23 protein-coding genes are annotated in these 24,587 nt (G+C 70.0%); 9 read left to right on the plus strand and 14 right to left on the minus strand.

The features are described 5' to 3' along the window. Positions 1-23: 23 nt before the first annotated feature. Genes mnmA through A5646_RS17095 form a run of 4 tightly spaced genes read right to left on the minus strand, consistent with a single transcriptional unit; the run spans position 24 to position 4,051 of the window. Positions 24-1,100, minus strand: coding sequence for a tRNA 2-thiouridine(34) synthase MnmA (gene mnmA, locus A5646_RS17080; protein ID WP_067022893.1), 1,077 nt, complete (start codon positions 1,098-1,100; stop codon positions 24-26). Further along, positions 1,101-2,279: a cysteine desulfurase family protein gene (locus A5646_RS17085; protein WP_066862127.1), complete on the minus strand. Its 1,179-nt coding sequence runs from the start codon at positions 2,277-2,279 to the stop codon at positions 1,101-1,103. 33 nt (positions 2,280-2,312) lie between these two features. After that, entirely contained in the window at positions 2,313-3,215 is a 903-nt protein-coding gene (locus A5646_RS17090) for a 1-acyl-sn-glycerol-3-phosphate acyltransferase (protein WP_067022896.1), read from the minus strand. Then, complete coding sequence (locus A5646_RS17095) at positions 3,212-4,051, minus strand: GNAT family N-acetyltransferase (protein WP_066862135.1); 840 nt, start codon at positions 4,049-4,051, stop codon at positions 3,212-3,214. Before A5646_RS17095 ends, A5646_RS17090 begins: the two co-directional genes overlap by 4 nt. Positions 4,052-4,224: 173 nt before the next feature. Between A5646_RS17095 and A5646_RS17100 the strand changes: the two genes are divergently transcribed. Both A5646_RS17100 and A5646_RS17105 read left to right on the plus strand, forming a co-directional pair. Continuing rightward, a complete protein-coding gene (locus A5646_RS17100; RefSeq protein ID WP_067022898.1) occupies positions 4,225-5,706 on the plus strand; it encodes a cryptochrome/photolyase family protein in 1,482 nt (493 codons plus the stop codon). Beyond that, positions 5,703-6,083 carry an SRPBCC family protein gene (locus A5646_RS17105; protein ID WP_067022901.1) on the plus strand — a complete coding sequence of 127 codons (381 nt, stop codon included), beginning with the start codon at positions 5,703-5,705 and terminating at the stop codon, positions 6,081-6,083. Before A5646_RS17100 ends, A5646_RS17105 begins: the two co-directional genes overlap by 4 nt. A 163-nt stretch (positions 6,084-6,246) precedes the next feature. Here the strand turns inward: A5646_RS17105 and A5646_RS17110 are convergent, their stop codons facing one another. Both A5646_RS17110 and A5646_RS17115 read right to left on the minus strand, forming a co-directional pair. Continuing rightward, on the minus strand, positions 6,247-7,203 hold the full coding sequence (locus tag A5646_RS17110; protein WP_066862143.1) for an electron transfer flavoprotein subunit alpha/FixB family protein: 957 nt from the start codon (positions 7,201-7,203) through the stop codon (positions 6,247-6,249). A gap of 40 nt (positions 7,204-7,243) precedes the next feature. After that, entirely contained in the window at positions 7,244-8,035 is a 792-nt protein-coding gene (locus A5646_RS17115; protein ID WP_067022904.1) for an electron transfer flavoprotein subunit beta/FixA family protein, read from the minus strand. A 284-nt stretch (positions 8,036-8,319) separates the two neighbouring features. Between A5646_RS17115 and A5646_RS17120 the strand changes: the two genes are divergently transcribed. The 4 genes from A5646_RS17120 to A5646_RS17135 are packed head-to-tail and all read left to right on the plus strand — an operon-like array spanning position 8,320 to position 13,381. Next, positions 8,320-9,153 carry a bifunctional 2-polyprenyl-6-hydroxyphenol methylase/3-demethylubiquinol 3-O-methyltransferase UbiG gene (locus tag A5646_RS17120; protein WP_067022908.1) on the plus strand — a complete coding sequence of 278 codons (834 nt, stop codon included), beginning with the start codon at positions 8,320-8,322 and terminating at the stop codon, positions 9,151-9,153. Then, positions 9,150-10,742: a glycoside hydrolase family 57 protein gene (locus tag A5646_RS17125; RefSeq protein ID WP_067022911.1), complete on the plus strand. Its 1,593-nt coding sequence runs from the start codon at positions 9,150-9,152 to the stop codon at positions 10,740-10,742. Before A5646_RS17120 ends, A5646_RS17125 begins: the two co-directional genes overlap by 4 nt. A gap of 22 nt (positions 10,743-10,764) precedes the next feature. Further along, positions 10,765-12,009 (plus strand): glycosyltransferase family 4 protein, encoded by a 1,245-nt coding sequence (locus tag A5646_RS17130; protein WP_067022914.1) that lies wholly within the window; start codon positions 10,765-10,767, stop codon positions 12,007-12,009. Between the two features lie 16 nt (positions 12,010-12,025). Further along, positions 12,026-13,381, plus strand: coding sequence for a TIGR01777 family oxidoreductase (locus A5646_RS17135; RefSeq protein ID WP_067022916.1), 1,356 nt, complete (start codon positions 12,026-12,028; stop codon positions 13,379-13,381). Between the two features lie 9 nt (positions 13,382-13,390). Here the strand turns inward: A5646_RS17135 and A5646_RS17140 are convergent, their stop codons facing one another. The 8 genes from A5646_RS17140 to A5646_RS17175 form a co-directional block, all read right to left on the minus strand. Further along, positions 13,391-14,470, minus strand: coding sequence for an NAD-dependent epimerase/dehydratase family protein (locus tag A5646_RS17140; protein WP_067022918.1), 1,080 nt, complete (start codon positions 14,468-14,470; stop codon positions 13,391-13,393). Between the two features lie 24 nt (positions 14,471-14,494). After that, complete coding sequence (locus A5646_RS17145; RefSeq protein ID WP_067022921.1) at positions 14,495-15,175, minus strand: phosphodiesterase; 681 nt, start codon at positions 15,173-15,175, stop codon at positions 14,495-14,497. Between the two features lie 42 nt (positions 15,176-15,217). Next, positions 15,218-16,285 carry a sulfate/molybdate ABC transporter ATP-binding protein gene (locus tag A5646_RS17150; protein ID WP_067022923.1) on the minus strand — a complete coding sequence of 356 codons (1,068 nt, stop codon included), beginning with the start codon at positions 16,283-16,285 and terminating at the stop codon, positions 15,218-15,220. Between the two features lie 16 nt (positions 16,286-16,301). Next, positions 16,302-17,120: a sulfate ABC transporter permease subunit CysW gene (gene cysW, locus A5646_RS17155; protein WP_066862169.1), complete on the minus strand. Its 819-nt coding sequence runs from the start codon at positions 17,118-17,120 to the stop codon at positions 16,302-16,304. Further along, a complete protein-coding gene (cysT, locus tag A5646_RS17160) occupies positions 17,117-18,019 on the minus strand; it encodes a sulfate ABC transporter permease subunit CysT (RefSeq protein ID WP_067022926.1) in 903 nt (300 codons plus the stop codon). Before cysT ends, cysW begins: the two co-directional genes overlap by 4 nt. Then, positions 18,016-19,053, minus strand: a complete 1,038-nt coding sequence (locus tag A5646_RS17165; protein WP_067022929.1) for a sulfate ABC transporter substrate-binding protein — start codon at positions 19,051-19,053, stop codon at positions 18,016-18,018. The genes cysT and A5646_RS17165 overlap by 4 nt, the downstream gene beginning before the upstream one ends. 513 nt (positions 19,054-19,566) lie before the next feature. Then, positions 19,567-20,280 (minus strand): hypothetical protein, encoded by a 714-nt coding sequence (locus A5646_RS17170; protein ID WP_067022931.1) that lies wholly within the window; start codon positions 20,278-20,280, stop codon positions 19,567-19,569. Between the two features lie 540 nt (positions 20,281-20,820). Further along, positions 20,821-21,333, minus strand: a complete 513-nt coding sequence (locus tag A5646_RS17175; protein ID WP_067022932.1) for a MarR family winged helix-turn-helix transcriptional regulator — start codon at positions 21,331-21,333, stop codon at positions 20,821-20,823. Positions 21,334-21,617: 284 nt separating this feature from the next. On the opposite strand from A5646_RS17175, the gene A5646_RS17180 reads away from it, so the two are divergent. The 3 genes from A5646_RS17180 to A5646_RS17190 form a co-directional block, all read left to right on the plus strand. After that, complete coding sequence (locus A5646_RS17180; RefSeq protein ID WP_066862185.1) at positions 21,618-22,742, plus strand: polyprenyl synthetase family protein; 1,125 nt, start codon at positions 21,618-21,620, stop codon at positions 22,740-22,742. 28 nt (positions 22,743-22,770) lie between these two features. Beyond that, positions 22,771-24,291, plus strand: a complete 1,521-nt coding sequence (crtI, locus tag A5646_RS17185; protein ID WP_067022934.1) for a phytoene desaturase family protein — start codon at positions 22,771-22,773, stop codon at positions 24,289-24,291. After that, the coding region (locus A5646_RS17190) for a squalene/phytoene synthase family protein (protein WP_197505219.1) at positions 24,288-24,587 on the plus strand (300 nt) is incomplete at its 3' end. The genes crtI and A5646_RS17190, both read left to right, overlap by 4 nt.

The raw sequence follows: 24,587 nt of genomic DNA on the forward strand, positions 1-24,587 counted from the left end.
TCTCGGCGAACATGCCGCGGTGATCAGCGTGCGGTGCCGGCGATGGTGGCGCTGCCGAGCACCTCGTCGCCGTCGGGGTCGCGGCGATAGAGCACCAGCGTCTGGCCCCGCGCCACGCCGCGCATCGGGGCGCGCAGTCGCACCACCAGCTCGCCGTTGACCAGTTCGGCTATCGCGTCGGCGGCTTCACCGTGCGCGCGCACCTGAACCGCGCACTCCAGCGGGCCCGACGGCGCGACGCCCGAGGTGAAAACCGGTGCCCGCCCGACCATTTCGTGTATCTCGAGGTCGGCGGCCTCCCCCACCCGCACCGTGGCCGTCTCGGCGTCGATCGCTGTCACGTAGCGCGGGCGGCCGTCGGGTCCCGGTCCGGCGATGCCGAGTCCCTTGCGCTGCCCGATGGTGAAACCGTGCACGCCGTCGTGCTCGGCGAGCACCGTGCCGTCCGCATTGACCACCGCGCCGCGGCGCACCCCGATGCGCTCGCCCAGGAACGCGCGGGTGTTGCCCGAGGGGATGAAGCAGATGTCGTGGCTGTCCGGCTTGTCGGCGACGGTCAGGCCGCGCCGGGCGGCTTCGGCCCGGATCTGCGGCTTGGGGGTGTCCCCGATCGGGAACGCCGCGTGCCGCAGCTGCTCGGCGCTCAAGACGGCCAGCACGTAGGACTGGTCTTTGTCGTGATCGACGGCGCGGCGCAGCCGGCCGTCGGCGAGCCGGGCGTAATGGCCGGTGGCCACCGTATCGAAGCCCAGCGCAACGGCTTTCGCGGACAGCGCCGAGAATTTGATCTTCTGATTGCACACCACACACGGGTTGGGCGTTTCGCCGCGCGCGTACGACGCCACGAATTCGTCGATGACGTCCGTGGCGAACCTCTCCGCGAAATCCCATACGTAGAACGGGATTCCGAGCACGTCGGCGACGCGGCGCGCATCGGAGGCATCCTCCTTCGAGCAGCACCCCCGCGAGCCGGTGCGCAGCGTGCCGGGCGCGCTGGACAGCGCCAGGTGCACGCCCACCACGTCGTGTCCGGCGTCGACCATCCGGGCGGCGGCGACCGACGAGTCGACGCCGCCGCTCATGGCGGCAAGCACTTTCACTTAGGACGCCCCCGCGGCGGCCAGCGCGGCCCGTCGGGCGCGGTCCACCGCGCCCGGCAGCACGCGCAGCACGGCGTCGACGTCGGCGTCGGAACTGGTGTGCCCCAACGAGAGTCGCAATGATCCACGCGCGGTGGCCGCGTCGGCGCCCATCGCGATCAGCACGTGCGAGGGCTGCGCGACGCCCGCGGTGCACGCCGATCCGGTCGAACACTCGATCCCGTTAGCGTCCAGGAGCATCAACAGCGCATCGCCCTCGCAGCCGCGGAAGGTGAAGTGTGCGTTGCCGGGCAGCCGCAGCGGGTCGCGGGCCCCGTTGAGGGTGACGTCCTCGATGCCGCCCAGCACGCCGTCGACCAGCCGGTCGCGCAACGCCCGCAGCCGGGCGCTGTTGGTCTCGAGCCCGTCGACCGAGATCCGGGCCGCCGCGGCCATTCCGACCGCACCGGCGACATCGGCGGTGCCCGAACGGATGTCGCGCTCCTGCCCGCCCCCGTGCGCCAGCGGCACGCAGGCCACGTCGCGGCGCAGCAGCAGCGCACCCACGGCCGGCGGGCCGCCGAACTTGTGCGCGGTCACGCTCATCGCCGACAGCCCACTGGCGGCGAAGTCGACCGGTAGCTGCCCCACCGCCTGGACGGCGTCGCTGTGCATCGGCACGCCGAATTCGGCTGCGACGGCGGCGAGTTCGGCCGCCGGCAGCACGGTGCCGACCTCGTTGTTGGCCCACATCACCGAGACCAGCGCGACGTCGTCGTGGCGCGTGAGCACGTCGCGCAGCGCCGCGGCCGACACCGACCCGTCGGGGGCGGTCGGCAGCCAGGTGACCTCGGCGCCCTCGTGCTCGACGAGCCAATTGACCGAGTCCAGCACGGCGTGGTGTTCCACCTCACTGGTGACGATGCGCCGGCGGCGCGGATCGGCTCCTCGTCGGGCCCAGTAGATGCCCTTGACCGCCAGGTTGTCGCTCTCGGTGCCGCCGGCGGTGAAGATGACCTCCGAGGGGCGCGCGCCCAGCCGGTCGGCGATCAGCTCGCGGGACTCCTCGATGCGGCGCCGCGCCGCCCGGCCGCTGGTGTGCAGCGAGGACGCGTTGCCGACCGTGCCGAGCACAGCCGTCATCGCCTCGACGGCGGCGGGGTGCATCGGGGTGGTGGCGGCGTGATCGAGGTAGACCATGACGCGAACCACGATACCGGCCCGCCCGTTTGCTCAGGCCACCAGCACGTGCCCGTGACCAGCGCGCCGGATGGTTCCGCCGCCCACCGCGGACTGGCAGCGGTGGGCCAGGGCGCGCCGGTCGGTCCCCGGGAGCTGCAGGGACTCGACGTGCACCCGCGCCAGCGTGCGCGGCACGACGAGCAGCCGCCGAATGGAGCTCAGCAGGGTCTCGTCGCCGACGAAGGCCGGCACCGTCGAGGGGCTGCCGTCGACGTGGTGATAGGTCAGCCGCACGGGCTGCACCGGGCGGGCGGCATCGATCGCGGCCTGGAACATCGCCGGGTAGAAGGCGCCCCGGCCTTGATGCGATTGTCCGGCTTCTTTTCCGGCCGTGTCCCGACCGGCATCGTCGCCGGACACTCCGCACCAGGTGGTGCCCTCCGGGAAGGCCACCACCGTCTGACCGGCGCGCAGCCGGCGGGCGACGGCGTCGACCACGCCGGGCAGCCGCCGCAGACTGGACCGCTCGATGGGGATGATCTTCAGGATGCGGGCCACCACCCCGGTCGCGCGGCCGGTGAACATGTCGGCGCGCGCGACGAACGACCCGGGCAGCACCGAGCCGATGGCGAAGACGTCGAGCCACGACATGTGCGGGCTCACCACCAGCACCCCGCGCAGGTTGCGAATCGGGTTGCCCGTCACGGTGATTCGCACCCCCAGGCAGCGCAGCACCGCGCGGCAATAGATGCGCTGCGCGCGGGTGCGGCCCGGCAGCGGCACCGCCAGCAGCGGCAGCCCCGGCGCCAGCAGCAGCGCCAGCGTGAGGCGAAGGGCGATCCGCAGCGTCACCCGCAGCCGTCGCGGCGTCGCCACGTCGCCCACGCCCACACAGCCCGCATCGCACGAGGCGCGCGGCAGCCAGGAGTGTCCGGTGCCCGCCGGGGCGTTCATCGCCGGCCGCCCGCCATTTCCGATGCCGCCGACACCGACCGGAGGCGTTTGAGATATCGGGTGTCGGCGTGCGCCTTGTCCAGCAGGACGCAGAAATCGCCGACGCCGAAGTCGGGGTCGTGCGCGGGTTCGCCGCACACCTGGGCGCCCAGCCGCAGGTATCCGCGCATCAGCGCCGGAACCGACGGCCGCGCCGGCGGCGCGATGTCGTCGATCGCCGTCCCGTTGACCACCACCGGCCGGTGCGGGTACACCCGGTGTTCCGGCGGTGCCGCGTGCCGGTCGAGGATGAAGTCGCGGACGCCGCGCAGCCGGCTGCCCGGCGCCGGGCCGTCGTCTTCATCGCCGATGGGCACCGACACGCATCCGGTCACGTGGTCGTAGCCGTAGCGGTCCAGGTAGGCCAGGATGCCCGCCCACATCAACAGCACGACGCCGCCGTTGCGATGCCCATCGCGCACCACGGCGCGTCCCATCTCCACCAGGGACGGCCGCAGCGGGTCCAGGGCGCGGATGTCGAACTCGGTGGCGGTGTAGAGGCCCCCGGCCGCGATGGCGCCGGCCGGCGCCAGCATGCGGTAGCAGCCGACCAGCTCGCCGGTGTCGTCGTCGCGCACCAACAGGTGGTCGCAGAACTCGTCGAACCGGTCGAGATCCCGCCCGTCCTGGCCGGCCGCCGGCAGTGCGAAGCCGGGGGTGCTGGTGAACACGTCGTACCGGAGCCGCTGCGCCGCCTCGATCATGGCGGGGTCGGTGGACAGCAACAGGGAGTAGCGCGGTGTGGCCGCCGCGCCGGTGGGCTTTTCGCTGGGTATGAGGACTGAAGCGATGCTCATGAAGCCCAACGTGGCGTAGTCGATGAGCTAGTCGGCATCGCCGCTGTGACGTGTCGGTGCACGTGAGATGACGAAATGCCGCGGTTGAGCACCGAGTGTTGCGGGTAGAGCGTGCAAGATGACGATCCACTCGGGGATTCAGGCTCCGTCGTGAAGCACACCGCGGCCGCGGTATGAGCCCGGACACGCGCCGTTGGTGCTTCGCCGATCAGCTGGGCCCCCACTTCCTGGACCACCGCGACCAGCCGGTGTTGCTCATCGAGTCCCGCGCGGTGTTCGGGCGCCGCCGCTTTCACCGCCGCAAGGCCCACCTTGTGCTCTCCGCGCTGCGCCACCGCGCGGCCGAACTGGGCGATCAGGCGCTGTTCCTGCGGACCCGCACGTACGGCGAGGCGTTGGAGCGGGTGCGCGAGCCGATCAGCATGTGCCAACCCACCACCTGGGCCGCCGACGGGTTCGTCCGGTCGCGGCCGGCGATCGAGGTGTTGCCCGCGCGCGGATTCTGCACCGACCGCGCGGATTTCGACGGGTGGGCCAAGCGGCAGCGGACGCTGCTGCTGGAGAACTTCTACCGCGACGCCCGGCGCCGGTTCGAGCTGTTGATGGACGGGGAACAACCGGTGGGCGGGCGGTGGAACTTCGACGCCGACAACCGAGAGCCGGCTCCGAAAGGCGCCGAGACGCTGGGCGTGCCCGCGCCGTGGCGACCCGACGAGGACGAGATCGACGAGCAGGTGCGCGCGGACCTGGACCGCTGGGAGCGCGACGGCGACGCCGCCTTCGTCGGTCGCGACGGGCCGCGCGAATTCCCCGTCACCGCAACCGAAGCGCAGACCGCGCTGGGAGTGTTTGTGCGGGATCGGTTGCCGCACTTCGGCCCTCACGAGGACGCCATGCTCTCCGGTGACCGTTGCATGGCGCACAGCCTGCTGTCGGCTCCGATGAACCTCGGGCTGCTCGACCCGCTGGACTGCGCGTACGCGGCCGAGGACGCCTACCGCGCGGGCAACGCCCCGCTGGCCAGTGTCGAGGGTTACATCCGCCAACTGATCGGGTGGCGGGACTACATCTGGCACGTCTACTGGTATTTCGGGCCCGATTACCGGCGCCACAACGCGCTCCAGGCGCACGCGGGACTGCCGGAGTGGTTCGCCGAGCTCGATGCCGACGCCGTCGAGGCCCGCTGCCTGCGCGACGTGCTGGCGCAGGTCCGCGACCACGGCTGGGCACACCACATCCCGCGGCTGATGGTGCTGTCCAATTACGCGTTGCAGCGCGGCTGGGATCCCGCCGCGGTCACCGACTGGTTCCACCGGTGTTTCGTCGATGGCTACGACTGGGTGATGGTCGCCAATGTCGTGGGCATGTCGCGGCACGCCGACGGCGGGCTGATGGCGACGAAGCCCTACGCCGCGGGCGGCGCGTACATCAACCGCATGAGCGACTACTGCGGGCACTGCGTGTATCGCCCGGCCGAGCGGGTTGGCGAGCGCGCCTGCCCCTTCGCTGCCGGCTACTGGATGTTTCTGCAGCGCAACAAGAACTATCTGGGGGGAAACACGCGCATGTCCCAACCGTTGGCAGGCCTGCGAAGGCTCACCGATCTCGATGACGTCATCGAACAGCAGCGTCGGCTTGGGCAGGCCGCGCCATGATCCTCACCGCGGATCGGCAGATCGCGGCGTCGCCGGCCGCGGTGTGGGAGCTGCTGGTCGATCTGAACGCGTGGCCCAAGTGGGGGCCGACGATCCGTGGCGCGCGGCTCGATGAGCCACACACCGAGCTGGGCCTGCACGCGACGGGCATGGTCCAGACGTCGCTGCTGGTCTCTGCGCCGTTCGAGGTGACCGAGTTCGATCCAGGCCGATCCTGGGCGTGGAAGGTGGCCGGTGTCCCGGCGACCCGGCATCGGGTGGACCCGGTGGGCGACGGCGCGCGGGTGAGCATGTCGGTGCCGTGGTGGGCGGCGCCCTACCTGACGGTGTGCTCCATCGCCGTGCGCCGCATCGACGCGATGCTGACCGGCGCCTAGCCGCGTCGGGGCCGCCCCGGGAACCGATGTGTGACTTCGCAATCCGCTAGCGCCGGTGCTGGCGGTTTCGGGAAGGGGTCAATGGTCCGCACGCGGTGTCAATTCGCCCCCCGACGCAACAGCCCCCGGCACCGCGGTGCCGGGGGCTTTGCAACCGAGAAACTCAGCCCTTGCGGGTCTTGATCGCCTCGGTGAGCTGCGGAGCCACCTTGAACAGGTCGCCCACCACGCCGTAGTCGGCGATCTCGAAGATGGGCGCCTCTTCGTCCTTGTTGACCGCGATGATCGTCTTGGACGTCTGCATGCCCGCCCGGTGCTGGATGGCACCGGAGATGCCCAGCGCGATGTACAGCTGCGGCGAGACCGTCTTACCGGTCTGGCCCACCTGGAACTGGCCCGGGTAGTAGCCGGAGTCGACGGCGGCGCGCGAGGCGCCGACGGCCGCGCCCAGCGAGTCGGCCAGCTCCTCGACGACGCTGAAGTTCTCCGCGCTGCCGACGCCGCGACCCCCGGAGACGACGATGGTGGCCTCGGTCAGTTCCGGACGGTCGCCGGCGACCGCGGGCTCGCGGGCGGTGACCTTGGTGGCGTTCTCGGCGGGGGCCGGCACCTCGACGGTGACCTCTTCGCCGGCGCCGGCCTGCGGCTCGGCGTCGATCGCGCCGGCGCGCACGGTGATCACCGGGGTGTCGCCGTTGGCCTGCGCCTCCACGGTGTACGCGCCACCGAAGATGGAGTAGGTCGCCTTGTTGCCTTCCTTGACGTCGACGACGTCGACCAGCAGGCCGGAGCCGATGCGGGCCGCGAGCCGGCCGGCGATCTCCTTGCCGTCGGCGTTGGCCGACAGGATCACCGCAGCGGGCGAGTTGGACTCGGCAAGCGAGGCCAGCACGTCGACCACCGGGGTGATCAGGTACTTGTCGACGTCCTCGGACTCGGCGACGTAGATCTTGGCGGCGCCGGCCTCCTTGAGACCGTCGACCAGAGGCGCGGCGGTGCCAGGCGCGCCGACCACGACGGCGGCGGGCTCACCCAGCGCGCGGGCGGCCGTGATCAGTTCGGAGGTGACCTTCTTCAGCGCACCTTCTGTGTGCTCGACGAGCACCAGTACTTCAGCCATGGGTTATTTCGCTCTTTCGTGTGTCCGGAGGTGTCTGGTGCTAGATGATCTTCTGGGCGACCAGGTACTTGGCGATGTCGTTGCCGCCCTCGCCCTCGTCGGTGACCTTCTCGCCCGCGGTCTTGGGCGGCTTGGGCGTCGACGACAGCACGGTCGACCCGGCGTTCTCCAGCCCGACCTCGTCGGGCTCGACCCCGATCTCGGCCAGGGTCAGCACCCTGACCTCTTTCTTCTTGGCGGCCATGATGCCCTTGAAGGACGGGAAGCGCGGCTCGTTGATCTTCTCGGTAACACTGACCACCGCGGGCAGCGTGGCCTCGAGGGTGAACACGCCCTCGTCGGTCTCCCGCTCGCCGGTGACCTTGTCGCCCTCGATGGAGAGCTTGCGCACGTGGGTGAGCTGGGGCAGGCCCAGGTACTCGGCGATGACGGCCGGCACCGCGCCGCCGGTGCCGTCGGTCGCCTCGTTGCCGGCGATGACCAGCTCGGTGCCCTCGATGGTGCCCAGCGCGCGCGCCAACGCCCATCCGGTCTGGACCACGTCGGAACCGTGCAGGCCGTCGTCCTTGAGGTGGACGGCCTTGTCGGCGCCCATCGACAGCGCCTTGCGGATGGCCTCGGTGGCGCGCTCGGGACCCGCGGTCAGCACGGTCACCGACCCCTCGCCGCCCTCGCGCTCGCGAATTTGCAGCGCCTCTTCGACCGCGCGCTCGTTGATCTCGTCCAGCACCGCGTCGGCGGCCTCACGGTCCAAGGTGAAATCGCCGTCAGAGAGCTTGCGCTCCGACCAGGTGTCCGGGACCTGCTTGATCAGGACCACGATGTTCGTCATGAGTGTGGTTCGTCCTCCTCGAAGGGGGCTCGCAGCAATCGACTACGAAACCTCGGTACGCGTTTTCGCAACGCACGGCCGTGTTACTACCCGGTAACTTTGTGCGGTATGCATTCACACCATAGCTGGTCGCTCAGGCCATATTGCCCGCTCCTCCCCCGTCCGCTGCCCCGGACGGGATCGTCGCCGGGCGGCACGTTCTTGCAGCCCGTCCGCCGCCTCACGAGCGGGGGCTCGCGTCTCCGGTTCGCGAATCCGACACTTCGCGTTAGCCTGCCTATGCAATGAGCGCACCGGTCCCTGACGTCCCGCAGCACATCCCCGGCGACACCGCGTCGGTGGGTGACGCCGTGATGACGCTGACGGGCGAGCGCACCATCCCCGGTTTGGACATCGAGAACTACTGGTTTCGCCGCCACGAGGTCGTCTACCAGCGGCTCGCCGGGCGCTGCGTGGACGCCGACGTGCTCGAGGCCGGCTGCGGCGAGGGCTACGGCGCCGATCTGATCGCCGGCGTCGCGCGCCGCGTCATCGCCGTCGATTACGACGAGGCCGCGGTGGCCCATGTCCGCAGCCGCTACCCCCGGGTGGACGTCATGCAGGCGAACCTCGCGCAGCTGCCGCTGCCCGACTCGTCGGTCGACGTTGTGGTCAACTTCCAGGTGATCGAGCACCTGTGGGACCAAACACAGTTCGTCGTGGAGTGCGCCCGGGTGCTGCGGCCGTCCGGGCTGCTGATGATGTCGACCCCCAACCGGATCACCTTCTCCCCCGGCCGTGACACCCCGATCAACCCCTTCCACACCCGGGAACTCAACGCCGCCGAGCTCACCCAGCTGCTGGTCGACGGCGGGTTCCGCGATGTCTCGATCAGCGGCCTGTTCCACGGCCCGCGGCTGCGGGAGATGGACGCCCGGCACGGCGGCTCGATCATCGACGCGCAGATCCAGCGGGCAATGGCCGCTGACCCGGGGGCCCCCTGGCCACCCCAACTGGCGGCCGACGTCGCCGCGGTCACCACCGCCGACTTCGACCTGATCGAGGCCGGCGAGGGTGCGCGCACCGGCCACCACATCGACGACAGCCTCGACCTGGTCGCGATCGCGGTAGCGCCGTGAGCACGGCGCAGAACCGGGTGCCCGGCCTCTTCACCCTGGTTTTGCACACCCACCTGCCCTGGCTGGCCCATCACGGCCGCTGGCCCGTAGGCGAGGAATGGCTGTACCAATCCTGGGCGGCGGCCTACCTGCCGCTGATGCGCGTGCTCGACACGTTGGCCGGCGAGGATCGCCGGAGCCTGATCACCCTCGGCGTCACTCCGGTGGTCAACGCGCAGCTCGACGACCCGTACTGCCTCGACGGCATGCACCACTGGCTGGCCAACTGGCGGCTGCGCGCCTTGGAAGCGACCGCAGTGGCCACCAGCGTGCGTAGCGCCCCCCGCTCGAAGTCGGCCGGCTACCCCTCTTGCACACCGGAAGCCTTGCGCGCCTTGGGGATTCGCGAGTCCGCCGAAGCGCAGGGTGCGCTGGACGACTTCGCCACCCGGTGGCGGCACGGCGGCAGCCCGCTGCTGCGCGGCCTGCTCGACGCCGGCACGGTGGAGCTGCTCGGCGGTCCGCTGGCCCACCCGTTCCAGCCGCTGCTGGCGCCCCGGCTGCGCGAGTTCGCGCTGCGCGAGGGTCTGGCCGACGCGCAGGCGCGCCTGGCCCGGCGCCCGGGCGGCATCTGGGCGCCCGAGTGCGCCTACGCGCCCGGCCTGGAGCACGACTACGCAGCCGCGGGCGTCACCCACTTCATGGTCGACGGCCCGTCGCTGCACGGCGACACCGCGCTGGGCCGGCCCGTCGGCGACACCGACGTGGTGGCGTTCGGGCGCGACCTGCAGGTCAGCTACCGGGTGTGGTCACCGAAGTCCGGCTATCCGGGGCACGCCGCGTACCGCGATTTCCATACCTATGACCACCTCACCGGCCTCAAGCCCGCCCGGGTGACGGGCCGCAACGTGCCCTCGCAGGACAAGGCGCCCTACGACCCCGAGCGCGCCGACCACGCGGTCGACACGCACGTCGCCGACTTCGTCGAGGTGGTCCGCAACCGGTTGCTCTCCGAGTCCGAGCGCATCGGGCGACCCGCCCATGTGATCGCCGCCTTCGACACCGAGCTGTTCGGCCACTGGTGGTACGAGGGCCCGACCTGGCTGGAGCGGGTGCTGCGGGCCTTGCCCGAGGCGGGCGTTCGGGTGGGCACGCTGTCCGACGCCCTCGCTGACGGCTTCGTCGGAAACCCGGTCGCCCTGCCGCCCAGCTCGTGGGGATCGGGCAAGGACTGGCAGGTGTGGGCGGGCGAGCAGGTCGCCGATCTGGTGGCGCTCAACGGCGAAGTGGTCGACATGGCGCTGAGCACCGTCGACAAGGCGCTGACCCAGACGGCGTCGCTGGACGGGCCGATCCCCCGTGACCACGTCGCCGATCAGATCCTGCGGGAAACGCTGCTCACCGTCTCCAGCGACTGGCCGTTCATGGTGAGCAAGGATTCGGCCGCCGACTACGCCCGCTACCGCGCCCATCTGCACGCGCACGCCACCCGCGAGATCGCCGACGCGCTGGCGTCCGGGCGGCGCGACACCGCGCAGCGGCTGGCGCAGGGATGGAACCGCGCCGACGGGCTGTTCGGCGCCCTCGACGCCCGCAGGCTGCCCCGATGAGGCGGGCGAGGTTGGTCTTGGCGTGAAGATCCTGATGGTGTCGTGGGAATACCCGCCGGTGGTGATCGGCGGGCTAGGCCGGCACGTGCATCACCTGTCGACCGCGCTGGCCGCCGCGGGTCACGACGTCGTCGTGCTGTCCCGGCGGCCCACCGGAACCGATCCCCGCAGCCATCCCTCGTCGGATCACATCAGCGAGGGCGTCCGGGTCATCGCGGCCGCCCAGGATCCGCACGAATTCAGCTTCGGCACCGACATGATGGCCTGGACACTGGCCATGGGCCACGCCATGATCCGCGCCGGGCTACCGCTGACCACACCGGGCACCAACCGCGCCTGGCGGCCCGACGTCGTGCACGCCCACGACTGGCTGGTGGCCCACCCGGCGATCGCGCTCGCCCAATTCTACGATGCGCCAATGGTTTCCACGATTCACGCCACCGAAGCCGGCCGGCACTCCGGCTGGGTCAGCGGTGCGATCAGCCGTCAGGTGCACGCGGTCGAGTCGTGGCTGGTGCGCGAATCCGACTCGCTGATCACGTGTTCGGCGTCGATGGCCGACGAGATCACCGAACTCTTCGGCCCCGGTCTGGCCGAGATCACGGTGATCTGCAACGGCATCGAGACGGCGCGGTGGCCCTTCGCGGAACGCCGGCCACGCACCGGGCCGGCCGAACTGCTGTACCTGGGCCGGCTGGAATACGAGAAGGGTGTGCACGACGCCATCGCCGCGCTGCCGCGGATCAGGCGCAGCCACCCCGGCACCACCCTGACCATCGCCGGCGAGGGCACGCAGCAGGCCTGGCTCGTCGAGCAGGCCCGCAAACACCGGGTGCTCAAGGCAATCCGGTTCGTCGGGCACCTCGAACACGCCGAGCTGCTGGCCGTCCTGCATCGCGCCGATGTCGCGGTGCTGCCCAGTCACTACGAGCCGTTCGGGATCGTGGCCCTCGAGGCGGCCGCGGCCGGCACTCCCCTGGTGACCTCCGACATCGGCGGGCTGGGCGAGGCGGTGATCAACGGCCAGACCGGCGTCTCGTGCCCGCCGCGCGACGTGGCCCGGCTGGCCGCGGCGGTGCGCACCGTGCTCGACGACCCACACGCCGCGCAGCAGCGCGCCCGCGCCGCCCGCGAACGACTCACCTCCGATTTCGACTGGCGCACGGTGGCCGACAAGACCGCGCAGGTCTATCTGTCGGCCAAGCGGGGGGTGCGCCAGCCGCACGCGCGGCTGCCCATCGTCGAACACGCCTTGCCGAACCGCTGACGGCTACCGTCGAGGGATGGGGCTGGACTATTCGAGCGTCGTCGACGCTTCGATCACCGACGTATTCGACTGGCATTCCAGGCCGGGGGCGTTCGCCCGGCTCTCGCCGCCGTGGCAGCCGATGCGCCTGGTCACCGAGGCGGCCTCGCTCGCGGACGGACGCGCCACCCTGGCGCTGCCCGGCGGCCTGCGCTGGGTCGCCGTGCATCAGCCGGACGGCTACGACCCGCCGCGACGATTCGTCGACACCATCGGCGGCGACGGTCTGGCGACCCTGCCGGCGCGAATCGCCATGCGCTGGCGTCACATTCATGAATTCGAAGACCTCGGCGGCAACCGCACCAGGGTGATCGACCGGGTCGAGACGCCGGTGCCGGGGTCGCTGCTGCGGCCCATGTTCGACTACCGGCACCGGCAGCTCGCCGACGACTTGGCCGCGCACCGGTTGGCCGCCGAGAACGGGTTGCGGCCGACGACGATCGCGATCACCGGATCGTCGGGTCTGGTCGGTTCGGCGTTGACCGCCTTCCTGCGCACCGGCGGGCATCGGGTGGTCGGGCTGGTCCGGCGTGCCGCCCGCGGCGACGACGAGCGGCAATGGAATCCCGACGATCCCGACCCGCGGCTGCTCGACGGTATCGACGTGGTGATCCATCTGGCGGGAGCCTCGATCGCCGGCCGGTTCACCGAGCAACATCGCAAAGCCATCCGGGACAGCAGGATTGAGCCGACCAGGCGGCTGGCCGAACTGCTGGGTCGCGGCGAGCCCCGGCCGGGCGCCCTGATCTCGGCGTCGGCGATCGGCTACTACGGGTACGACCGCGGCGAGGAAACCCTCACCGAGGACAGCGATCGCGGCGACGGGTTTCTGGCGGATGTGGTGTCCGACTGGGAGCAGGCGACCGCCCCCGCGCAACAGGCCGGGGTGCGGGTGGTGCAGGTGCGCACCGGCATCGTGCAATCGCCCGCCGGCGGCACGCTGAAGCTGATGCGCCCGCTGTTCGGAGCCGGGCTGGGTGGCCGGCTGGGCGACGGTCGCCAATGGCTGTCTTGGATCGGCATCGACGACCTGGTGGGCGTCTATCACCGCGCGCTCTGGGACGCCACGCTGTCGGGATCGGTGAATGCCGTTGCGCCACAACCGGTCCGCAACCGCGAGTACACCGCTACGCTGGCGTCGGTGTTGCACCGACCGGCGGTCTTGCCGGTGCCGTCGCTGGGCCCGCGGCTACTGCTGGGCGAGCAGGGCGCCCGGGAACTGGCGACCGCGAGCCAGCGGGTGGCGCCGGCCAAGCTCGCCGCCGCCGGGCATCGCTTCCGCGATCCCGACCTCGACGGGGCGCTGCGTCACCTGTTGGGCCGCACCGGTTGACGACGCTCGTCACGGCACCCGCCGGACGGTGAGCGGCCCGGCGGTGACGTCGCGGCCCAGCGCCTGAGCCAACGACCGGGAGCGCAGCACCGGGCTCGGTGTCCCCGAAGCGTGCAGGAACCCGTCGATGAGGTCGGCCAGCGCCGCCACCGATTCCCAGTGCGGCGACCATTCCAGCACGGCGCGCGCCCGGCCGGTGTCCAGCAGCGGCAGCGAAAAGGCCATATCGAGCCAGCCGCGGTCGATTGGCTGCAATCGCGCACGCCACGATGCCTCGACCGCCAGGCCGAGCAGGCCCGAGGGCACGTGAATCGGGTGCGCCCGCAACACTTTTGCGATGTCGTCGCGGGACACCGGTGGTTCCGCGGCCAGATTGAACGGCCCCGTGGCGCCACGCTCCATCGCCCGCACGCAGGCGTCGGCGACGTCGTCGGCGTGCACGATGGACACGCACAGCGAGCGGTCCAGCGGCAGCACCGGCAGCCAGCGCAGCCACCGCGAGTCGACGTACGCAGGCAGGGTGTAGCGTCGCAGGCCCGGCGCGGCGTCACGCTGCATGATGAATCCGGGCCGCATCCGGGTGATGCCGAGGCCGTCGGGATTGCGGCGCTCGTAGTCATCGAGCATGCGCTCCACCGTGGATTTGGCGCGGCTGTAGGCGGACGATCTGATGCCCGCGGTCGACCACGATTCGTCGACCTTTTCCCCGTACCGTCCCGGCGCGTAGGTGCCCACCGACGACATGTGCACCAACTGCGGCACTTTCGCGTCGTGGGCCGCGGTCAGCACGGCGCTGCTCCCGTTGATGGCGACCGCGTCCAGATAGCGCGTGTTGCGGGTGGGCTGAAAACCCCACGCCAGGTGGATCACGCACTGCGCGCCGCGAAAGACGTCGAGCAACTCAGATTGCACGCCGGGTTCGGCGAGGTCCAGCTGATGCCATCGGACGGATCGATACACCCCGTCGGGCGGCGGTCGTCGCCGGGTGACGCCGACGATGTCATAGTCGGCGCCGTCTTCGGCGAGCCGGCGCAGCAAGGCGGTGCCGACGTTGCCACTGGCCCCGGTGATCACGATCCGCTCGGACACCGGCTACCTCCTTCCAACGGGCGGCTACCCTTCGGCGTCTCTGCCGTCACGGCTGTGCTGATAGGCGCGGGCGCGCAGATCGGCCAGCCACCTGGGGTGCAGGCTCAGGCCGGGTGCGGTGTTGAGGACGGGGTCGAACGACACGTCGTGGTAGCGCTCGGGATCGATTACGGTAGTCAGGGTCATCCGGGCCAAGGGCGTGAAATCGCCTCTGCCGCAGGCCTGGTCGAGCGCCACCTCGATGTTGCTGCGCTCGAGCTTGGCCCGAACGCTGTCCAGCGAGAGCCCGCCGCCGATCTCGCTCGAGGTCCTGGCCCGCAGCCACCAGTTGTTGTCCTGATAGTGCAGCGGCATCAGCGTGGTCAGCGTTTGACCGTTCCACGACGTGGCCGGGCGCAGCGCCAGCGCGCGCGACAGCACCCCCGACCCCGAGGAGACCAGCAGGATGTCCCACGGCTTGTCCGACGCCTGCGCCGCGGGCACCCGGAAGGCCAGCCCGATGAAGTCGGGCAGCGCCCCCGGCGTACCGGTCGCCTTCGACACGCGCGCAACGATCTCCGACGACGCGATCGGCAGGCCCTGGCCCGCCGGGGCGACGCGCTCGATGAAGCCCTGCGCCAGCACGCCGATCGGGTGGAAGAAGCGCTTACCCCGGATCGCGGAGCCCCACTGGAACGGCAACGCCGCGAGTTCGAAAACGTTCACCGGCGGCGGATTCCCATTCTGCGGCCGGGGAAACACCGACGGTCAGGTGGACGTCAGCGCGGCCCCGTCCCGGTGGGCGGCGCCGGGCTGGCCTATCGGCGGTACCCGGGTGGCCCGCACGTAGACGGTGTCACCCTCGCGCAGGGCCAGCGCCTCGGCATCCCCGCGGGTGATCTGCGCGGTGAACGGATCTCCGGTGACCGCGCTGGTCAACTCCACGCGAACCTCGAAGCCCAGCGCGACCACCCGGTCGACGGTGGCGGCCACCACCCCGACGGACGCGGCGGTTCCATCGCCGCCGGCGATCGCCAATTCGGGGTTGCGGCCCACCCGAATATCGTGCGGGCGCACCAGGGCGCCGTTGAGGTCCGACACCGCGCCGAGGAACGACATCACGAAGGGATTCTCCGGCGAGTCGTACACCTCGGTCGGCGAGCCCACCTGTTCGATGCGCCCCCGGTTGAGTACGGCGATGCGGTCGGCGACGTCGAGCGCCTCGGTTTGGTCGTGGGTGACCAGCACCGTGGTCACGTGCACCTCGTCGTGCAGGCGCCGCAACCACGCCCGCAGATCCTCGCGCACCTTGGCGTCCAGCGCGCCGAACGGCTCGTCGAGCAGCAGCACCTGCGGGTCGACCGCCAGCGCCCGCGCCAGCGCCATGCGCTGGCGCTGACCGCCCGACAGCTGGTTGGGATAGCGGCGGTGAAAGCCGTTGAGCCCCACCACTTCCAGTAGGTGATCGACCTTTTCGGTGATCTCGGCCTTGGGTCGCTTGCGGATCTTGAGCCCGTAGGCCACATTGTCGCGCACGGTCAGGTGCTTGAACGCCGCGTAGTGCTGAAACACGAATCCGATGCCGCGGCGCTGCGGCGGCACCCGGGTCACGTCGCGGCCGTCGATCGTGACGGTTCCGGCGTCCGGTTGGTCGAGCCCGGCGATGGTGCGCAGCAGGGTCGACTTGCCCGAGCCGCTCGGTCCGAGCAACGCGGTCAGCGACCCGGTCGGCACCACGAAGTTGACGTGGTCCAGCGCGACGAAGTCGCCGTAGCGCTTGTAGGCGTCGCGCACCGTGATCGCATACGCGCTCGGGTCGAGGGAGTTCTCGGACATGTGGGTCCTTTCGGTCTCAGGCCAGGGCCTTGGCGCGTGCCCGGCGCACGAGCAGGATTGTCTTGGCGATCAGGAACGCAACGGCAACGCCCATCAGCAAGGTGGACAACGCGTAGGCGCCGTATTCCGCCCCGCGGTTGTAGCGATCGTTGACCAGCAGGGTGAGCGTTTGTGATTCACCGGCCAGGTTGGAGGACACCATGATGACCGCACCGAATTCGCCAAGGGTGCGGGCGGTGGTCAACACGATGCCGTAGGTCAGACCCCAGCGGATCGACGGCAGCGTGATCCGCCAAAAGGTCTGCCACGCCGTCGAACCCAGCGTGGCCGCCGCCTGTTCCTGTTCGGTGCCCAGCTCGACCAGTACGGGTTGGACCTCGCGCACCACGAACGGCAGGGTGACGAAGATGCTCGCCAGCACGATGCCGGGGATGCCGAAGATGATCCTTAACCCGAGGTTGTTCTCGACGAAGCCCAGCGCGCCCGCCGATCCCCACAGCACGATCAGCGCGACGCCCACGATGATGGGCGAGACCGCGAATGGCAGGTCCACGATCGCCTGCAGGACGCCCTTACCGCGGAATCGGTTGCGCGCCAGAAGCAATGACGTGAAAATGCCGAATATCACGTTGAGCGGCAATACGATGGCCACCACCAGCAGCGACAGATCCAGCGCCGATATCGCCGCCGGAGTGGTGATCCAATCGAAGAACTGGCCCACGCCAGGCCGGAAAGTCCGCCACAGGATCACCGACACCGGCGCGATCAGCATCACCGTGATGTAGGCGGCCACCGCGTAGCGGATGAGGTAGCGCACCCACAGCGACGACGTCATGCGGCCTTCTCCTCACGTTTGGCCGCGCGCCCCCCGACGATCCGCAGGAGAACCAGCACGCTGAATGAAATAAGCAGCAGCACAATGGAAATCGCCGCCGCGCCGGTGCGATCATCGTTTTCGATCAGGGCGCGAATCCACTGTGACGACACCTCGGTGCTGCCCGGAACCGCGCCACCGATCGTCACCACCGAGCCGAATTCACCGATGCACCGCGAGAACGCCAGGCCCGCGCCGGTCAGCAACGCCGGCGTCAGCGACGGCAGCACGATGGAGGTGAAGACCTTTAGGCCGCCGGCGCCCAGCGATGCCGCCGCCTCCTCGACGTCCCGGTCGATTTCGAGCAGCACCGGCTGCACCGCGCGCACCACCAGCGGCAGGGTGACGAACGCCAGTGCCATCGCCACCCCGGGCGGCGTGTGCTGCAGGTGGATGCCGACCGGGCTGTTCTTGCCGTACAGGGCCAGCATCACCAGGCTGGTGACGATGGTCGGCAGCGCAAACGGCAGGTCGATCACCGCGTCGATCAGCCCCTTGCCGACGAAGTTGTCACGTACCAGCACCCATGCGGTCAGCAGGCCGAAGACGACGTTGAACACCGTCACCGCAACGGAAATGGTGAGCGTCACCCGGAACGACTCCACCGCGGCGTGGGAGGTGACCGCCAGCCAAAAGGCCTGCCACCCGCCCCCACCCGCCTGCCAGGCAATGGCGGCCAGCGGCAGCAACACGATCACCGAAAGCCACAGCATCGTCACGCCGACCCGCAGCGGCGTGCCGCCGGCCCGGCCGGTCACGGGTATCGGCGGCGGAGCCTGCCCCAGCGCGCTGCCCGGCTGGGCGAGTTCGGGCCGGATCGCCTCCGGATAGGCGGTTTCGGCGGAAAACGATCGAGTCATCCGGTGGCCTGCTTGTAGATCGTGGTGATGCTGCCGGTGTTCTTGTCGAACAGCTGCGAGTCGGCCGCGGTCCAGCCACCGAGGTCATCGATCGTCCACAGCTTCACCGGGACGGGATAGTCGTTGCGAAACCTCGCCGCCACGGCCGGATCGACCGGCCGGAAACCGGCCTGCGCCCAGAGCTTCTGCGCCGCGGCGGTGTATTGAAAGTTCTTGAACGCCGTGGCCGCGTCCAGATGCGGGCTGGTGCTCAGCACCGCGAGGGGGTTCTCGATCTTGAAAGTCTGTGCGGGAATGACGTGTTCGACGGACTTGCCTTGCCGCTCGGCCGCGATGGCCTCGTTCTCGTAGCTGATCAGCACGTCACCGCTGCCCTCGATGAAGACGTCGGTGGCTATCCGTCCCGAGCCGGGCCGCAGTTTCACGTGCTCGTGTACCAGCCTGTCGATGAACTCCGTACCCGCCCGGCTGTCGGCACCGCCGCCGCTCTTCGCCGCGTACGGGGCGAGCAGATTCCATTTGGCCGAGCCCGAACTGAGCGGGTTGGGCGTGACGACCTCGACGCCCGGGCGCAGTAGGTCGTCCCAGTCCTTGATGTTCTTGGGATTGCCCTTGCGCACCACCAGGGTGACCAGCGACCCGAACGGAATCCCCTTGGTCGCGTCCTTGTCCCAGTCGGCAGAAACCTTGCCCGCGTTGACCAATCGGGTGATGTCCGGTTCGACGGAGAAGTTCACGATGTCGGCGGGCTTGCCCTCGACGACGCCGCGCGACTGGTCGGCCGAGGCGGCATAGGAGGTGATCACCTGGACACCCTTGCCCTCCGCCGAGGCGTTGAACGCCGGAATCACCTTGCTCCATCCCGGCTCCGGGACCGAATAGGCGACCAGGGTGATCTTGGTATTGGCTCTCGTCAGTCCGCCGCCCCCGACGGCGTCGCTGGCCCCACCGCCACACGCGGCGACCACCCCGGCCACCAGGGCCAACGCGGCGCCCTGACGCCAGCCGGGTGAGCCGGCGTGGAGATCGAACATGGGTGGCCTTCCGGTGCGGGACTTCGCTTCGTCGGATCCCGTTGCTGCGGAGCGGCGCCAGGGCATCGAAAGGATGCACCACCCCCGTAGCAGCTACACGGGCTCAAGGGTCAGGGGCGACAACAGTGCACGGCCCGGGAGCAAACACCTGATGTCACGTGCATGGCGCGAAGCGTAACAGCGCGGGGGCGCCGCCGCGCGGCGGCCGCGCAAGTCGCCAGGGACGCCACCAGCGCTATGCGAGGGGCGGTTTCGGGCGGGCGAGGACCGCGGTAGCAGCGCGCGATCCCGGTGCCGGTCAGGTGCGCAGGCCCGCTGAGCCGTCCAGGGGGCCGCACCACTAGCAACGTAGCGCAGGCACCCGGGCGGATGGGGCGTGCTCGCGGGCGATTGCCAGGCGGCGGGCGTCCGGCCGTGCGGGCGCGACGGCGCTCAAGCCGGACGCCAGGCGGCAGGCATACGCGTGGCCGCCGGCGTAAAAGTCATGGTGAGGCAAACCGCGTTGCGGCGCGGCTAGATCATTCGTAGAACGGGCAGTTGTTGCTGTTGTTGTTGCGGACTGTAGGTGTGGCTGTCGATGTAGACCTGCGCCATGACCGCCTGCCACGACTCGATCTGGGGCGAGGACTTCCAGGTGCCCTCGACCAGTCCGACGATCACGGCGTTGTTGTCGTTGGTCAGCGTGTAGACCGGACCGCCGAAGTCCCGGCTGTCGAATCCCATGTCGGTGACGGCGAAACGGCCATTGCTCACCGAGCTGACCGAGCCGCATCGCTGGCCGGTCGCGCTGCGCAGCTGACACACGGGCATGCCCGGTTGCGCGCGCAGGCCGGGCGCGGACGCGAGGTGGCGCCCCGTCGGCAGCACATCGCTGGCCGTCACATTTGGGGCGATCGCGATGACTTCGTATTCCACGGGCAGCATCGAGGTGTCCGCGCCTGCGTCGGCCTCGATCTGGCGACGTCCGAGTATCACCGAACCGATCGGCTTGCGGTCACGGTCGGTCACCATCGACTTCCCGCCGTCGCACTGGCCACTGGTCACGGCGACCCGCAGCCGCGGCTCGACCAGACCCACCGTGCAGACCGTGTCGCCCTGGCGGATCTTCATACCGGGGAACACCGTGGCGCCCGGGTCGGCGGCCGCCTGACCCGGCGCGGCGCAGAGCATCGTCGTGAACGCGGAGGTGATCACTAGCCGGTACCACCGGCGGCCAAGCTTTTCCATTGGGGCGCATCACCCCTCACGTCCATCGGGGGGACTGTCGCATTAGCTGCTTGACGCGCGTATACCCGCCGCCCATGCGGTCAAACCACCCGCGGAGCCGGCCGGGAAGCGAACGGCTGCCGGTGCCGAAAAGGCCACGAAACGAATGCTTCACCTGGGCCTTTCGCGATATCGACATCCGGGGGCTCGCCTCGGCGGTAGGCTGCCGAACAGGTTGAGTTCACAACTGCGTCTCTAGCGGGAGCGCCGCGGCAAAACGCTGTCACTCCCTTCTCACCACTCCGATAGGCGCTTTCATGGCTGCTATTCGCGCCGCAAATTCGGCGGACCCACATGACCCCGCACAGTGCCGGTACACGGCTCACTTCGACAGGGCACACCTGTTCGTCTACGCACGCAGCCTCGGCACGGTCGCTGCTGTTCCTCAACGACGAGCTCCGCAAGGCGCGCGTCTACTGCAGCGCGGTCGACGGGGCAGCGGTCCGGCCCCCGACCACACACAGCGCCGCGTCGTAACGCCGACCTAACCCGTTGCACTGGTCAGGGTTTTGGTCCGTCGCCCAGCTCGTCTGCGAAGCGCCGCAATGCGTCGATGAGCGCGCGAAGCACTCGGTGCGCGGCGCTCAGGTCCGCATCGGATAGCCCGCCGAGGGCGATCCGGGTATGGCTGCTCAGCGGGCTGAAAAACGACCGCGCGGTGGCCAGACCGTATTCGTCCTTGCGCAACAACACCTTTCGGCGATCCGCCGGATGGTTGTCACGACGGATGTGACCCCCGTCGATCAGCCGGTCCACCAGGTAGGTGATCGCCGATCCCGACAACCCCATCCGGTGACTGAGGTCGCCGGAGGTCATCGGTCGCCCGCCGGTTTCCGCCGCCATGATGTGGAGCAGGGCGCGAAAGTCATTGGGCCGCATGCTATGTATCGGCGCGAACAACCGGCCGATCTGATCGGACTCGGTTGACAGCTCCCGCAGATCGGCCGAGATCAGCGACTCCAGCTCATCGCGGCCGCAGCGCTGGGCATCAGCGTCCATATCTGTATGCAGCATATCGCCGATCGGCCGTTATTTCAGTTCCTTAACGGTTAAGTGAGGATGCGTCGACGGGCCCGCCGCCGGCCGCCGCCCGCTCGCTCGCCTGGCGCAACCGGCTGAAGTTCATCAAATTAATGTTTAAGTTATTGAACAAGGTGGTATGTCGGTAGCGGGCGACGCGGGGCGCGTCTGGCGGTCAGCGCTGTGGTTTTGCCCGCCTCATCGGCGGGTATGACGCGTGTGTTTGGACCGCGCAGGCCTGGGCATGCCAAGCCGTCCGGGAGGGAGCGCTTGCGCACATGAGGGCTTTGTCGTTTTCGCCGGCCACGGCCTCGCCGCCGGTGGCCATCGGTTGGTGCACCGCTGACGACTTCGAAGCGTGGCGATCGAACGTGCGCCGGATGGTGCTTGGCGACGTCGCGGACTTCGTCGCCGCGCGGCGCGTCGGCGAGCTCGACGATGCGCGCATCGACGCCGCCGGCGACATCCTGGTGGAGTTCGTCTCCGGCGGTAAATGCCTGCGTTCCACCTTTGTGTACCTGGGTTGGCTATGCGGCGCGGCGCCCGACGATTCAGCGCTGCGGGCCGCGGCCAGTTTCGAATTGCTGCATGCCTTTGCGCTGCTGCAAGACGACGTCATGGACGGTTCCGCGCAACGGCGCGGACGCCCCTCGGCGCACCGCCAATTCGGCCAGTGGCACCGCGAGCGCGGCCTGTCCGGCTCGTCGCGGCGATTCGGCGAATCGGCCGCCATCCTGCTCGGCGACCTGTGCCTCATCTGGGCCGAACAGATGCTGCGCGACAGCGGCGTCGAGCCGCTGCGCCTGCAACGCGTGTGGCCCCGCTATGACGCCATGCGCACCGAGCTCGCCGTCGGGCAGTTCGCCGACCTGATCAACGACGCGCGGCAGATACCCGGGCTGGAAGTCGTGCTCGACGTGGCACGGCGCAAGTCGGGGAACTACACCGTGCGCCGGCCGCTGGAAATCGGCGCGGCCATGGCCGGGTGCGACGATCGAACGCTGTCCCAACTGGGCCGCTACGGTGCCGCCGTCGGGGAGGCGTTCCAGCTCCGTGACGACGTCCTCGGCGTTTTCGGTTCGCCGGCCAGCACGGGCAAGCCCTGTGCGGGCGACCTGCTCGAGCGCAAGGCGACCAGCGTCGTGGTGGCCGCCCACCAGTTGGCCGATGCGCCGGTGCGGCGTGAACTTCACGAACTTGCGAATCGTGAAACCCTCGACGACACCGCGATCGACAGGTGGAAAGCGCTCATCGTCGAGACGGGGGCGGTGCGGCTGATCGAGGAGATGATCGGCGACCGCATCGCTTCCGCGTGCGAGCACCTCGGCGACCTGCCGATCGATGGGCCGGTTCGCACCGCGCTGGCCGAAATGGCAGCCGTCTGCACGGATCGCGCCGAATGACGAGCACCGACCGGGGAGCCTGTTGATCATGCGGACCATCGAAGGGCGCGGAGATCACGTGGTGGTGGTCGGCGCCGGACTGGCCGGCCTTGCCGCGGCGTTGCACCTGGCCGGCCGGGGCCGTGCGGTCACGGTGGTCGAGCGCGAGCCGTGGCCCGGCGGGCGGGCCGGTCGCCTCGACATCGACGGCTACCGCATCGACACCGGGCCGACGGTGCTCACCATGCCGGACATCATCGACGAGACGTTCGCGGCGGTCGGCGAACAACTGCGCGACCGCATCCAGCTGCTGACGGTGGACCCGGCCTATCGCGCCGTGTTCGCCGACGGCAGCGCGCTGGACGTGCACAGCGACGCGGATCGGATGGCCGACGCCGTCGCAGAGTTCGCCGGCTTCGCGCAGGCGGCGGGCTATCGGCGGCTTCGGGAGTGGCTGACACGGTTGTACCGCACCGAATTCGACGGGTTCATCGCCGCGAACTTCGACTCACCACTGTCGCTGCTCACCCCGCAGTTGGCGCGGCTGACCGCGATCGGCGGCTTCCGCAAATGGGACCGGATGGTCAAGCGGCACATCAGCGACCCGCGGCTGCAGCGGATCTTCACCTTCCAGTCGCTGTACGCCGGCGTGGCGCCGCGCGACGCCCTGGCGGTCTACGCGGTGATCGCCTACATGGACACCATCTCGGGCGTGGTGTTTCCGCGCGGCGGGGTGCGGGCGCTGCCCGACGCGCTGGCCGCGGCCGCGGCGGACGCCGGCGTCGAATTTCGTTACCGCGCAACCGTTACCACGCTCGAGCGGGCGGGCGGCCGGGTGACCGCCGTGGTGACCGAGCAGTCCGGACGCATCGCCTGCGATGCGGTGGTGTTGACCACCGAACTGCCGCAGACCTACGCGTTGCTGGGCCGCACACCGCGTCGCGCCGTGCGGCTGCGCGCCTCACCCTCGGCCGTTGTGGCGCATCTGGGTTGCCCCGCCGTCGCATCCACGACCGCCCACCACACCATCCTGTTCGGCGAGGCGTGGGATCAGACCTTCACCGACATCGTCCGCGACGGCCGGCTCATGCGGGACCCGTCGCTTCTGGTCACCCGGCCGACGGCCGGCGACCCCACCCTGGCGCCCGAGGGGCGTGATCTGCTCTACGTGCTCGCCCCCGCCCCGAACCTGGATCGCGGGACCATCGATTGGGCCACTGCCGGCGACCGCTACGTCGAGGACATGATCGCGCGCGTCGGCGACCGGCTGCTGCCCGGGTTACCGTGCGACGCAACAGTTTTGGGTGTCATCACGCCCGCCGACTGGGCCCGCCAGGGCATGGCGGCCGGCAGTCCGTTCGCGCTGGCCCACACGTTCGGCCAGACCGGACCGTTTCGGCCGGGCAACCTGGTGCGCGGCATCGACAACGCGGTGCTCGCCGGGTCCTCCACGGTGCCCGGCGTCGGCGTTCCGACCACGCTGATTTCCGGGCGGCTCGCCGCCGACCGCATCACCGGGGTCGCCGCGCGGTCGGCCGCGCACGTCGACATGAAAGCCGGTTCGGCATGATGCGCGGCGAGCTGACGGCGGCCGGGATCGACGACCCGTGGTTGCGCGACGGGTATCGCCGGTGCCGGGAACTCAACGCCGCGCATGGCCGCACCTTCTTTCTCGCGACCCGGTTGCTCGCGCCCGACCAGCGGCCACCCGTTCATGCGCTGTACGGTTTCGCCCGGTACGCCGACGACATCCTCGACGATCTCGACCCGGCGGTCGGCGCCGACGTCCGCGGTCGCCGGCTGGCGCAGCTGTCGCAGCGATTCTTCTCCGGCGATGCGCACCGCGACGATCCGCTGGTCGAGGCC

Origin of the sequence: Mycobacterium sp. 1245499.0 (genome assembly GCF_001673615.1) — a bacterium.
Taxonomy (GTDB): domain Bacteria; phylum Actinomycetota; class Actinomycetes; order Mycobacteriales; family Mycobacteriaceae; genus Mycobacterium; species Mycobacterium europaeum_A.

What these genes read in the sequence shown, in the direction of transcription:
- cysW (WP_066862169.1), bottom strand. Translation starts at nt 17,120, where the DNA reads ATGACGTCGTCGCTGTGGGTGCGCTACCTCATCCGCTACGCGGTGGCC.
- A5646_RS17115 (WP_067022904.1), bottom strand. Translation starts at nt 8,035, where the DNA reads ATGACGAACATCGTGGTCCTGATCAAGCAGGTCCCGGACACCTGGTCG.
- A5646_RS17175 (WP_067022932.1), bottom strand. Translation starts at nt 21,333, where the DNA reads ATGCTGCATACAGATATGGACGCTGATGCCCAGCGCTGCGGCCGCGAT.
- A5646_RS17120 (WP_067022908.1), top strand. Translation starts at nt 8,320, where the DNA reads ATGAGCGCACCGGTCCCTGACGTCCCGCAGCACATCCCCGGCGACACC.
- A5646_RS17165 (WP_067022929.1), bottom strand. Translation starts at nt 19,053, where the DNA reads ATGTTCGATCTCCACGCCGGCTCACCCGGCTGGCGTCAGGGCGCCGCG.
- A5646_RS17105 (WP_067022901.1), top strand. Translation starts at nt 5,703, where the DNA reads ATGATCCTCACCGCGGATCGGCAGATCGCGGCGTCGCCGGCCGCGGTG.
- crtI (WP_067022934.1), top strand. Translation starts at nt 22,771, where the DNA reads ATGCGGACCATCGAAGGGCGCGGAGATCACGTGGTGGTGGTCGGCGCC.
- A5646_RS17170 (WP_067022931.1), bottom strand. Translation starts at nt 20,280, where the DNA reads ATGGAAAAGCTTGGCCGCCGGTGGTACCGGCTAGTGATCACCTCCGCG.
- A5646_RS17135 (WP_067022916.1), top strand. Translation starts at nt 12,026, where the DNA reads ATGGGGCTGGACTATTCGAGCGTCGTCGACGCTTCGATCACCGACGTA.
- A5646_RS17180 (WP_066862185.1), top strand. Translation starts at nt 21,618, where the DNA reads ATGAGGGCTTTGTCGTTTTCGCCGGCCACGGCCTCGCCGCCGGTGGCC.
- A5646_RS17110 (WP_066862143.1), bottom strand. Translation starts at nt 7,203, where the DNA reads ATGGCTGAAGTACTGGTGCTCGTCGAGCACACAGAAGGTGCGCTGAAG.
- A5646_RS17090 (WP_067022896.1), bottom strand. Translation starts at nt 3,215, where the DNA reads ATGAACGCCCCGGCGGGCACCGGACACTCCTGGCTGCCGCGCGCCTCG.
- A5646_RS17085 (WP_066862127.1), bottom strand. Translation starts at nt 2,279, where the DNA reads ATGGTCTACCTCGATCACGCCGCCACCACCCCGATGCACCCCGCCGCC.
- A5646_RS17150 (WP_067022923.1), bottom strand. Translation starts at nt 16,285, where the DNA reads ATGTCCGAGAACTCCCTCGACCCGAGCGCGTATGCGATCACGGTGCGC.
- A5646_RS17100 (WP_067022898.1), top strand. Translation starts at nt 4,225, where the DNA reads ATGAGCCCGGACACGCGCCGTTGGTGCTTCGCCGATCAGCTGGGCCCC.
- cysT (WP_067022926.1), bottom strand. Translation starts at nt 18,019, where the DNA reads ATGACTCGATCGTTTTCCGCCGAAACCGCCTATCCGGAGGCGATCCGG.
- A5646_RS17095 (WP_066862135.1), bottom strand. Translation starts at nt 4,051, where the DNA reads ATGAGCATCGCTTCAGTCCTCATACCCAGCGAAAAGCCCACCGGCGCG.